Here is an 11,182-nt window from a genome sequence, read left to right as displayed (position 1 = left end):
AGCATGGTCGCCTATATCAGCACGCGCGGTGGCGCCGGCGTGCGCCAGTTCGAGGACGTGCTGCTGGCCGGCCTCGCCGAGGATGGCGGCCTGTTCCTGCCGATCGCGACGCCGAAGCTGACGCCGGACGTCTGGCAGTCCCTCAAGGGCCGTTCCTACGCCGAAACCGCCGAGATCGTTCTCTGGCCGTTCCTGGAGGGCACCATCGAGCATGGGGTCTTCCGGACGATGGTGGCGCAGACCTATGCGACCTTCACCCATGCCGCGACGGCGCCGCTGACCCAGATCGGTCCGGACGACTGGCTGCTCGAGCTGTTCCATGGGCCCACCCTGGCGTTCAAGGACTTCGCGCTGCAGCTGCTGGCGCGGGTGTTCGAGCATGTCCTGGATAGGCGCGGCGAGACCATTACCATCGTCGGCGCCACCTCGGGCGACACCGGCTCGGCGGCCCTGGCGGCCTGTGCCGGCCGCGCCAACATGCGGATCGTCATCCTGCATCCCGAGGGGCGCGTCTCCGAGGTGCAGCGCCGGCAGATGACCACGGTCATGGCCGACAACGTCGTCAACATCGCGGTGCAGGGCACGTTCGACGACTGCCAGGCGCTCGTGAAGCAGATGTTCAACGATAAGGGCTTCCGGGACGAGCACCGCCTGGCGGCGATCAACTCGATCAACTGGTTCCGCCTGGCGGCGCAGGCCGTCTACTACGCCTACGCGGCAGTGCGGCTGGGCGGGCTGGAGCGCCCGCTGGCCTTTTCCGTGCCGACCGGCAACTTCGGCGATGTCTATGCTGGCACGATCGCCCGGGCGATGGGCCTGCCGGTCCATCGGCTGGTGGCGGCCACCAACAGCAACGACATCGTGGCGCGCTTCCTGGAGACGGGCAGCTACGCCAAGGGCAACGTGATGCCCACGACCAGCCCGTCCATGGACATCCAGGTCGCCAGCAATTTCGAGCGCCTGCTGTTCGAGCTGGAGGATCGTGATCCGGAGCGCCTGCGGGCGCAGATGGAGCGGTTCGCTAAGGAAGGCCGCCTGGAGGTCGAGGCCGACCGCGTGCAGCGCATCCGGCGGCTCCTGGCTGGCCATGCCGTCGACGAGGCGGCGGTGGCGGCGACCATGAGGGAGGTGTTCGCCACGACCGGCGAGGTGATCGACCCGCATACCGCCGTGGGCGTCGCTGCAGCCCGCGCGGTGATCCCCGACGGCGACGCCACCCGGGTCACCCTGGCGACCGCCCATCCGGCCAAGTTTCCCGACGCGGTGGAGGCGGCGATCGGCCGCCGTCCGGAACTGCCGGGTTGGATGGCCGATCTCTATGGGCGCGACGAGCGCTTCACCGTGCTGCCAGCCGATCTGCGCAGCATCCAGGACCATATCCGCAGGACGGCATGACCGAAACTTTCCGCCTCACCACGCTCGCGAACGGGATGCGCATCGCGAGCGAGCCGATGCCGCACCTCCTCACCAGTGCCGTGGGCGTATGGGTGGATGTCGGCACCCGCCACGAGCACGAGAGCGTCAACGGCGTCTCCCATCTCCTGGAGCACATGGCGTTCAAGGGTACCGAGACCCGCTCGGCCAAGCAGATCGCCGAGTCGATCGAGGACGTGGGCGGCTCGCTCAACGCCTACACGTCGCGCGAGCATACCGCCTACCACGCCCGGATCATGGGCGGCGACCTGCCGCTGGCGACCGAGATCCTGGCCGACATCGTCGAGCACTCGACGCTCGACCAGGAGGAACTGGAGCGCGAGCGCAAGGTGGTGCTGGAGGAGATCGGCCAGGTCGAGGACACGCCCGACGACCTCGTGTTCGACCTCTGGCAGGAGACCGCCTACCCGGACCAGCCGCTCGGTCGCTCGATCCTGGGACCGCCCGAGATCGTCGAGGCGATGCCGCGCCAGGTGCTGGCCGAGCACATGCAGCGCAACTATGCGCCGGAGCAGATGATCCTGGTGGCGACCGGGCAGGTTGAGCACGACCGGCTGGTCGAACTCGGCCAGCGCTGGTTCGGCGACCTGCCCCGCTCGCCGGCCGAGCCGTTCGCCAAGGCCGAGTACCGGGGCGGCGACCTGCGCGAGGACCGGGAGCTGGAGCAGGTCCATCTGGTGCTCGGGGTCGAGGCGCTGACCTGCCACGATCCGGACATCTACGCGCTGAACCTCTATTCCTCGATCATGGGCGGCGGCATGTCCTCCCGCCTGTTCCAGGAAGTGCGCGAGAAGCGCGGGCTGGCCTATTCGGTGTTCAGCTTCGTCAACGCCTTCCCGGACACCGGCACGTTCGGGGTCTATGCCGGGACCGGCGAGGGCGACCTGGACGAACTGGCGCGGGTTCTGACCGACGAGCTTGCCGGCTCGGCCGACCGGATCAGCGAGGTCGAACTGGTACGCGCCAAGGCGCAGGCCAAGGCTGGCCTCCTGATGGGTCTGGAGCACTGTGCCGGGGTCTGCGAGGACGCAGCGCGCCATCTGCTCACCTATGGGCGGCGGATCCCGCGCGACGAGATCCTTTCCCGGATCGACGCGGTGACCCACGACGACATCCGCAGGGTTGCCCGCCGGATGTTCCAGGCCCCGAAGCCCGCCGTGACCGCGCTGGGCCCCTGCCGCAAGCTGCCGGAGCACGACCTGCTGGCCGCCCGGCTGCGGCACTGATCGGATGATCAAGGACACGGGCGAAGGACTGGGGGCACCGCTGGGCGTGCCCCTGTTCCGGCGCCTGTGGGCCGGCAACACCGTCAGCAATCTCGGCTGGCTGATCCAGTCGGTGGCGGCGGCATGGCTGATGACCGAGCTGGTCGGCACGGCCGACTGGGTGGCGCTGGTGCAGTCGGCGCTGCTCTTGCCGATGCTGCTGTTCGCCCTGCCGGCCGGGGTCCTCGCCGACGTGGGCGACCGGCGGGTGGTCTGCATGGTCGGCCAGGGCACCATGTTCGTCGCCGCGGCCCTGCTCGGGATCTGCACCTGGCTCGATATGACCGGGCCGATCCTGCTCCTGGCGTTCACCTTCGTGCTGGGCGCTGGCAGCGCGTTCGCCAACACGCCGTTCCAGACGATCGTGCGCGAGGTGGTGCCGCTGCCGGCCATCGCCGCCGCGGTGACGCTGAACGCCATCAGCTTCAACCTGGCGCGCTCCGTCGGGCCTGCGCTGGGCGGCATCCTGGTTGCCTCGGTCGGCGCCGAAGCGGCGTTCCTGACCAACGCCCTGTGTTACCTCCCGCTCCTCCTGGTGCTGGCCTTCTGGAAGCGGCCGACAGCGCGGGTGGCGCTGCGTGGCAAGATGGTGCGGGCGCTCGGCGACGGCCTGCGCTTTGCCAAGGACAACGTGAAGATCCGGGCGGTGCTGGCCTATTGCGCGGTGTTCAGCCTGTGCGCGTCGAGCATCCAGGGCCTCCTGCCGCTGGTGGCGCGCGACCGTCTGGATGGCGACGCGGTGACCTTCGGGCTGCTGCTGGGCGCTTTCGGCATCGGCGCGATGGGCGGGGCGTTCCTGGTCCATCCGGCCCGGCGCCGGTTCGGCACCGGGCCGGTCGTCACCTGGCTCGGCCTGCAGCTGGCGTGCAGCACCCTGGTGATCGCCTTCTCCTCGGACCTCGTGGTGCTGGCGGTGGCGCTGGCCCTGTCCGGAGTCGGCTGGCTCGGGTCGTTCTCCTCGTTCAACATCGCCGTGCAGCAGGCCTCCGCCAGCGGCCTGGAAGCGCGCCAGCTCGCCCTCTACCAGACCATCACCTTCGGCTCGATGGCCGCTGGCAGCTGGCTATGGGGCGAGATCGCCCACCTGACCGCCGTGACCACCTCGATGGCCATGTCGGGGATCGTGCTCCTGGTCGGCACCGGCCTGGCCTTCCGCCTGGTGCGGATCCTGGCGCGTTCCTAGAGGCGACGGCCCGTCCGTCCGGCGTCTGCCCGGTCGGTGCCCGCTCAGTCGGCGAACGGGTCGGTCACCAGGATGGTGTCGTTGCGGTCCGGGCTGGTCGAGATCAGCGCCGCCGGCGCCTCCACCAGCTCTTCCAGGCGCTTGACGTACTTGATCGCGGCAGCCGGCAGGTCCGCGAAGCGGCGCGCACCCGCCGTGCTTTCCTCCCAGCCCTCCATTTCCTCGAAGATCGGCTGGATGGCGGCCTGGGCGGCCGGATTGGCCGGCAGGTGGTGCAGGATCTGGCCGTTCAGGCTGTAGGCGGTGCAGACCTTCAGGGTCTTCAGCCCGTCCAGCACGTCGAGCTTGGTGAGCGCCAGGCCGTGGATGCCGCCGACCTTGATCGCCTGGCGCACCATCACCGCGTCGAACCAGCCGCAGCGGCGCGGCCGGCCGGTCACCGTGCCGAACTCGTGGCCGCGCTCGCCCAAGCGCTTGCCGGTCTCGTCGAACAGCTCGGTGGGGAAGGGGCCGGAGCCGACCCGGGTCGTGTAGGCCTTGCAGATGCCCAGCACATAGCCGACCGCGTCCGGGCCGAGGCCCGAGCCGGTGGCGGCCATGCCGGCCATGGTGTTGGACGAGGTGACGAACGGATAGGTGCCGTGGTCGACGTCCAGCATGGCGCCCTGGGCGCCCTCGAACAGGATGCGGCGGCCGTTGCGCTTCAGCTCGGCCAGGCGCAGCCAGATCGGCTCGGAGAAGGGCAGGAGCTTGGGCGCCAGGCTCACCAGCGTCGCCAGCAGCTCGGCCGGCTGGACCTCCGGAATGCCGAAGCCGCGCCGGAGCGCGTTGTGGTGCAGGAGCAGGTCGTGGATCTTGCCTTCCAGCAGGGTCTGGTCGGTCAGGTCGCAGACCCGGATCGCGCGACGGGCGACCTTGTCCTCGTAGGCCGGGCCGATGCCGCGTCCGGTGGTGCCGATCTTGCCGGCCCCGATGTTCGAGGCGGAGCGGGCCTGCTCGCGGGCTTGGTCCAGCTCCGCATGGAGCGGCAGGATCAGCGACGCGTTCTCGGCCAGGCGCAGGGTCTCCGGGCGGATGTTGATCCCCTGCGCGCGCAGCCGGTCGATCTCGGCCAGCAGCGCCCACGGATCGACCACCACGCCGTTGCCGATGATCGACAGCTTCTGCCGCACCACGCCCGAGGGCAGCAGCGACAGCTTGTAGGTCTGGCCGTCCACCACCAGGGTGTGACCGGCATTGTGGCCGCCCTGGAAGCGCACCACCACGTCGGCCCGCTCCGAGAGCCAGTCGACGATCTTGCCCTTGCCTTCGTCGCCCCACTGGGCGCCGATCACGGCGACGTTGGCCATTTGCGTATCCCGACGTTCTTGACGGCAGGCTGGTAGCGCAGGTGCGGCCCGGGTGCCAGCCTGGAGAGCACGGCACCGGCCGCGCCGGCGGGAACCCGAGCGTCGAATCTTTTCAAGTCGTTGATTCTGGCCGGCTTCCCGGGTTCGTTTCGCAAAAGCGCACTTGCGGGGCGATCATGCGACTGTCGCCGGCATCCGCCAGCCGAACCGGCTACCCATAGCACATGCGGCCCTTTCTGGTGAAGCGGAGGCCCGGCGCCTCAGGCCGCCGCGAGCGCCTGAGCCAGGTCCGCGACCAGGTCGTCCGGATGCTCGATGCCGATGGACAGGCGGATGGTGGAATCCAGGACGCCCATCCGTTCGCGCACTTCCACCGGCACGCCCGAGTGGGTCATGCTCGCCGGCAGGCTCGCCAGGGACTCGGTGCCGCCCAGGCTCACGGCGAGCTTGAAGACCTGCAGCGCGTTGAGGAAGCGGAACGCCGCGGCCTGGCCGCCTTCAATGTCGAAGGAGAAGGTAGAGCCTGCCCCGGTGGACTGCGCGGCGGCGATGCGCGCGGCCGCCGAATCCGGCGAACTGAACGGGAGGTAGTGGACCTTGGCGACCTTGGGGTGGTCGCGCAGGAACTCCGCCACCGCGCGCGCGTTGCGGTCGGCGCGCTCCATGCGGATGCTGAGCGTTTCCAGCGAGCGCCCGAGCATCCAGCAGGAATGCGGGTCCAGCTGCGTGCCGATGGCGCCGCGCAGCGCCTTGACCGGCTTCATGACGCTGCTGGCGCCGAGGGCGGCGCCGGCGATCAGGTCGGAATGGCCGCCCACATACTTGGTCAGGCTGTAGAGCGACAGGTCGGCGCCGTGCTGGATGGGGCGCTGGAACACCGGGCCCAGCATGGTGTTGTCGCAGGCGAACACCGGGGTGTGCCCCTGCCGGCGGCCGATCTCGTCGGCGACGCGGCGGACCATGGCGATGTCGACGACGCCGTTGGTCGGGTTGGCGGGGGTCTCCACCAGGATCATCGCGACGCGGCCCTTGCCCATGGCCCGTTTGGCCGCGGCGCGGACCACCGCCTCGTCGGTGCCGTCCTCGATCCCGACTGCGGTGATGCCGAACGGCAGGAGCGTCCGGGTGAGCAGCGTCTCGGTGCCGCCGTACAGGGGCTGGGAATGGAGGATGGCGTCGCCCGGGCGCGCGAAGGCGAGCAGGGCGGTCGAGATGGCCGACATGCCCGAGGAGAACAGCGCGCAGCTTTCCGTGCCCTCGAACACCGCCAGGCGGTCCTCGACGATCTCGCTGTTGGGATGGTTGAAGCGCGAATAAACCAGGCCGGCGCTTTCCCCGGCCGGCAACTCCCGGCGGCCGGACACCACGTCGAAGAAGTCGCGGCCCTCCTCGGCCGTGCGGAACACGAAGGTCGAGGTCAGGAAGACCGGCGGCTTGACCGCGCCCTCGGACAGAGCTGGGTCGAAGCCGTAGTTCATCATCTGGGTTTCGGGGTGGAGCGGGTGGTCGCCGATATGGGTCCGCTTGGCGTGCTTGGACATGGTCGGGGACATGACGTTGCTCCTGGTGCTCGGGCCCATGCCTGGCTGCGCGCCGGCCTCCAGGCCGGGGGCGCCACGGGCCAGCCCGGATAAGCGGGCGCCCACGATCATGCCAGGGTGTCCCAGCCTTTTCCCGCCTAATTCTGGCTCCAGATACAGGCTGGCTGGCAGGATCTGCCATGGATGCGTGGGGAGATGGACAGCAGGGACCGCCGGATCATCGCGGCGCTGCCGGCGAACGGCCGCATGAGCAACCAGGAGCTGTCGGAGCGGGGCAGCCTGTCGCCCTCGCCCTTTCTGCGCCGGCTGCGACAGCTCGAGGAGGCGCAGGTGATCCGGGGATATGCCGCGCTGGTGGATGAGCGCGCCTTCGGGCTGCCGGTGACCGCCTTCATCCGCGTGTGCCTTTAGCGGCACGACACCGCCACGGTCGCAGCGTTCGAGACGGCGATCAGGCGGCTCGACGCGGTGCTGGACTGCTATGTCGTCACCGGCAACGCCGACTATCGGCTGCGCGTCCTGGTGGGGAGCCTGAACGCCTACGAACGCTTCGTGCTCACCCGGCTCCACGCGGTGGAGGGCATCGCCACGATCGACACGAGCTTCGCCTATGGCCACGTCAAGCAGTCGACGCTCTTTCCCGCGGCGCCGGGTCCGTAGGAGCGGCCGGGCCGGGGGCGGCCGGTGGCGCCCCGGTGCCCGCGGGCTGGCCAAACAGGGTCAGCATGTCAATCCGGCGGGCCAGGAGGTCGGCCAGGGTGTAGCGGTCGAGGACGGCCATGAAGGCGGCGAGCGCCTCGGCCAGCACGCCGGTCAGGCCGCAGGCTGGGGCGATCACGCAGCTGGCGCAGTCGGCCAGGTCGAAGCCTTCCTCGGTATGGCGCACCACGCTGCCGACCACGATCGCCTCGGCCGGCCGGGCCAGGCGGATGCCACCGGTGCGGCCGCGCACGCTCGCCACGTAGCCCGCCTTGCCCAGGTCGTGGACCACCTTCATCAGGTGGTTCTGGGAGATGCCGTAAGCGCGGGCGATCTCCGAGATCGAGCACAGCCGGTCGGGCCGCGCGCCCAGGTAGAGCAGCACGCGCATCGCGAAATCCGTGTAGCGCGTCAGGCGCATTCCCCGTTTCCCCTGGTCAAACCGTCGCAGCAGCGCAGGATCAAATATGTACCTGGCTTGCATGATTTCATCACCAGGGCATACATGCATTGGAAGTGCATGATTGACCACCGAGGCGGCCGGACTGGTCGCCCGCTATCCTGGACACGCCGATGGCGACTGAACTCAGCGCGCAGACCCGGACTCTCATCAAGGCCAGCCTGCCGGCCTTGGAGGCGCATGGCCTGGCCATTACCCGCGCCATGTATGCGCGGATGTTCCAGAACGAGACGATCCGCGACCTGTTCAACCAGTCGCATCACGGCGATGCCGGCTCGCAGCCCAGGGCGCTGGCAAACGCGATCCTGGCCTATGCCCGCAACATCGACGACCTGGTGCCGATGGCGGCGGCGGTGGAGCGGATCGCGCAAAAGCATGTCGGCCTGCAGATCCTGCCCGAGCACTACCCCTACGTGGCGAATGCCCTGCTCGGCGCCATCAAGGAGGTTCTGGGCGACGCCGCCACCGACGAGATCCTGGCGGCCTGGGGGGAGGGCTACTGGTTCCTGGCCGATCTCCTGATCGCGCGGGAAGGGATGCTCTACAACAAGCTGGCCGCGGCCGAGGGCGGCTGGCGCGGCTGGCGCGACTTCACCGTGGCCGAGCGCCGCGTGGAGAGCGCCATCATCACCTCGTTCGTGCTGAAGCCCGCCGACGGCGGGGCGGTGATCCGCCACCGGCCCGGCCAGTACCTGACCTTCTGGCTGGAGATCCCCAGCCAGCCGCCGCTCAAGCGCAACTACAGCATCTCTTCGGCTCCGGACGGCGCGGCCTACCGGATCTCGGTCAAGCGCGAGCCCCTGGGAGTCGCCTCCAACTGGCTGCACGACCATGCCGGGCCCGGCACGCTGTTGAAGGTGTCGCCGCCCGCCGGCGAGTTCTTCCTGCCCGAGCATCCGGACCGGCCGGTGGTGCTCCTGAGCGGCGGGGTCGGGTTGACGCCCATGGCGAGCATGCTGGCGGCCGCCGCGGGTGGCCATCCGGACGTCCCGGTGCACTATGTCCACGGCACCCTGGATGGCTCGACCCATGCCATGGGCGCCCAGGTCCGCGAACTGGCCGCCAGCCGGCCCGGGATCACGGTGACCACCTTCTATGAGCAGCCGCGGCCCGAGGATGTCGCCGGGCGCGACTACGACCGGGCCGGGCGGATCGACGTCGCCTGGCTGCGGGCGAACACGCCGCTCGACCAGGCGCATTACTTCCTGTGCGGCCCGCGGCCGTTCCTGCGCGACTTCGTTACCGGGCTGACCCAGGCGGGCGTGCCGGGCACCCGCATCCACTACGAGTTCTTCGGCCCGGCCGACGAACTGCTGGCGGCCTGAACCAGCAGGGGCTCTGGAGGAAGGCGGCGGCCGGCCCGCTGAGCCGGCCGCGCCAGATGGTTTGGGAAGCAAGGTGAAGCAGGCCGGCCACGATCCGCATCACGCCGGACGGGCCGACGACCGTGCCTGCCTCCACTGCCAATCCCGGGCGAGGGGACGGTGCGGGGCCGCCGGCGCGGCCGGCGTCAGCTCTTGACCGCGCCGGAGGTCAGGCCGGCCACCATGTAGCGCTTGAACACATAGTAGATTACCGCCGGCGGCAGGGCGTAGATCAGGCCGGTGGTCATCAGCAGTTCCCACGGCGAGTCGTCGGCGGACAGGAAGCTGCCCAGCGCCACCGCAAGCGTCTGGTTGCTGTCGCGGGAGAGCAGCAGGAACGCGTAGAGGTACTCGTTCCAGGCGAGCAGGAGGGCATAGATGCCGACCGCCACCAGCGAGGGCGCCATCAGGGGCAGGTAGACCAGCCGGAACAGCTGGATGGGCGTGGCGCCGTCCACCACCGCTGCCTCGTCGAGCTCGCGCGGCAGCTTGTCCGACGCCTGCTTGAGCACCCAGATCGCGTAGGGCGAGGCCAGGGTCATCATCGCCAGGATCATCGCCCACTGGGTGTTGAGCAGGTTGTAGATGCCCATGGTCCGGTACATCGGCACCGCCAGGAAGGCCGCGGGCACGAAGTAGGTGAACAGCGCCAGGTTCATCACCGTGCCGCCGAACCGGGTCTTCAGCCGGCTGATCGAGAAGGCGGCAAACGTCGCGACCAGGAGGGTCAGGATCCCGACCATCGCCGCGATGAAGAACGAGTTCCAGAACTGCAGCCAGAAATTGTTTAGGTAGTGGTGCTGTTCCTTGAACACGATCACGAAGTTGTTGAGGGTCGGGTTGTCCGGCCAGAGCTTGCCGGACATCGCCGTGTCCTTGGGCGAGATCGCGAACAGGAACAGGTGGTAGATCGGCAGGATGGTCCACAGGAAGACCGGGATGCCGATCAGGAGCAGCTTGGCGTCGGTCGCCACGCCGCTCAGGAAGCCACGGCGCGCGCTCATTTGGAGAACCGCTTCATCATGATGTAGACCAGCGGCAGCACCAGCGGCATCGCGCAGACCACCGTGGCGAGCGAGAGCTCGATCTGGTCGAGGCGCAGATAGCGGATGCCCAGCGTGGCCAGGACGTGGGTGAGGTCGGCGGGCCCGCCGCCGGTCAGCAGGTACACGCTGTTGAAGTCACCGAGCGTCCAGATCATCGAGAGGATGGTCAGGGTGAAGTACAGCGTCTGCATCGACGGCCAGGTGACGAAGCGGAACTTCTGCCAGCCATTGGCGCCGTCCACCGAGGCGGCCTCGTAGAGGTCCTTGGAGATGGCGAGCCGGCCGGTCAGCATCATCAGCGTCCAGAACGGCAGGGACTTCCAGATGTGCACGAGCATGGCCATGGTCAGCCCCAGCCAGGGCTCGTTCAGCCAGTTCGGGCCATCCTCGAAGGTGAGGCGGAACCAGACCGCGTTGACCAGGCCCCACTCCGGATTGAGCATGAAGCGGACCGACAGGATGGTCGGGATCGCCGGCACCGCCCAGGGCAGGATGAACAGTACCGACAGCCAGCGGACCCACCAGCGCTCGTTCAGAAAGAAGCCGGACAGGAACAGTGCCAGCAGCATCTTCACGTTGATCGCGACGACCAGGAAGATCAGCGTGTTGGCGACGGCCCGCAGGAAGATCGGGTCGTGGTACAGTTCCACGTAGTTGCTGGGCGCTCGGGCGAGCCAGAAGCCATAGAGCACCGGGTAGAGAACGAAGGCGAGGAACACCAGCACATAGGGGACGAGCATGATCATCCCCCAGGTTTCGGTGGCGGTCCAGGGGCGTCGGACCTTGCTCATCGAGGAAGCGCTGTCCGTGTGGACGGCTGCGGCCGACATGGTTCGCCTCC

General features: G+C 68.9%; 9 protein-coding genes and 1 pseudogene. 5 read left to right on the top strand and 5 right to left on the bottom strand.

Annotated elements, in window-relative coordinates; genetic code table 11:
• Positions 1-3: 3 nt before the first annotated feature.
• The 3 genes from thrC to GEMRO_RS27585 are packed head-to-tail and all read left to right on the top strand — an operon-like array spanning position 4 to position 3,882.
• Positions 4-1,395 carry a threonine synthase gene (gene thrC / locus GEMRO_RS0104685; RefSeq protein WP_035484755.1) on the top strand — a complete coding sequence of 464 codons (1,392 nt, stop codon included), beginning with the start codon at positions 4-6 and terminating at the stop codon, positions 1,393-1,395.
• Entirely contained in the window at positions 1,392-2,660 is a 1,269-nt protein-coding gene (locus GEMRO_RS0104680; RefSeq protein WP_027133085.1) for a M16 family metallopeptidase, read from the top strand. Before thrC ends, GEMRO_RS0104680 begins: the two co-directional genes overlap by 4 nt.
• Before the next feature lie 4 nt (positions 2,661-2,664).
• The gene (locus GEMRO_RS27585) at positions 2,665-3,882 is read left to right on the top strand and encodes an MFS transporter (protein ID WP_035486447.1); all 1,218 of its coding nucleotides are present in this window, start codon (positions 2,665-2,667) and stop codon (positions 3,880-3,882) included.
• A gap of 44 nt (positions 3,883-3,926) precedes the next feature.
• On the opposite strand, the gene GEMRO_RS0104670 is transcribed toward GEMRO_RS27585, so the two are convergent.
• Both GEMRO_RS0104670 and GEMRO_RS0104665 read right to left on the bottom strand, forming a co-directional pair.
• Positions 3,927-5,231, bottom strand: coding sequence for an adenylosuccinate synthase (locus tag GEMRO_RS0104670; protein ID WP_027133084.1), 1,305 nt, complete (start codon positions 5,229-5,231; stop codon positions 3,927-3,929).
• A gap of 260 nt (positions 5,232-5,491) precedes the next feature.
• Positions 5,492-6,784 carry a cystathionine gamma-synthase family protein gene (locus GEMRO_RS0104665; protein ID WP_240476597.1) on the bottom strand — a complete coding sequence of 431 codons (1,293 nt, stop codon included), beginning with the start codon at positions 6,782-6,784 and terminating at the stop codon, positions 5,492-5,494.
• Between the two features lie 183 nt (positions 6,785-6,967).
• Between GEMRO_RS0104665 and GEMRO_RS35795 the strand changes: the two are divergent.
• Positions 6,968-7,432 (top strand): annotated as a pseudogene (locus GEMRO_RS35795) (Lrp/AsnC family transcriptional regulator).
• Here GEMRO_RS35795 and GEMRO_RS27575 read toward each other — a convergent pair.
• Positions 7,392-7,892 carry an Rrf2 family transcriptional regulator gene (locus GEMRO_RS27575; protein ID WP_051328689.1) on the bottom strand — a complete coding sequence of 167 codons (501 nt, stop codon included), beginning with the start codon at positions 7,890-7,892 and terminating at the stop codon, positions 7,392-7,394. The pseudogene GEMRO_RS35795 and the gene GEMRO_RS27575 overlap by 41 nt on opposite strands.
• Before the next feature lie 152 nt (positions 7,893-8,044).
• Between GEMRO_RS27575 and hmpA the strand changes: the two genes are divergently transcribed.
• Positions 8,045-9,256, top strand: coding sequence for an NO-inducible flavohemoprotein (hmpA, locus tag GEMRO_RS0104650; protein ID WP_027133082.1), 1,212 nt, complete (start codon positions 8,045-8,047; stop codon positions 9,254-9,256).
• 185 nt (positions 9,257-9,441) lie between these two features.
• Here the strand turns inward: hmpA and GEMRO_RS0104645 are convergent, their stop codons facing one another.
• Together GEMRO_RS0104645 and GEMRO_RS0104640 are read right to left on the bottom strand one after the other, a co-directional pair.
• Complete coding sequence (locus tag GEMRO_RS0104645; RefSeq protein ID WP_035484753.1) at positions 9,442-10,299, bottom strand: carbohydrate ABC transporter permease; 858 nt, start codon at positions 10,297-10,299, stop codon at positions 9,442-9,444.
• Positions 10,296-11,132 carry a carbohydrate ABC transporter permease gene (locus tag GEMRO_RS0104640; RefSeq protein WP_322100052.1) on the bottom strand — a complete coding sequence of 279 codons (837 nt, stop codon included), beginning with the start codon at positions 11,130-11,132 and terminating at the stop codon, positions 10,296-10,298. Before GEMRO_RS0104640 ends, GEMRO_RS0104645 begins: the two co-directional genes overlap by 4 nt.
• Between the last annotated feature and the right edge of the window lie 50 nt (positions 11,133-11,182).

This window comes from Geminicoccus roseus DSM 18922, from assembly GCF_000427665.1.
Taxonomy (GTDB): Bacteria; Pseudomonadota; Alphaproteobacteria; order Geminicoccales; family Geminicoccaceae; genus Geminicoccus; species Geminicoccus roseus.
Note: the sequence above shows the minus strand (reverse complement) of the source record. Positions and strands in the feature narration are given on the sequence as shown.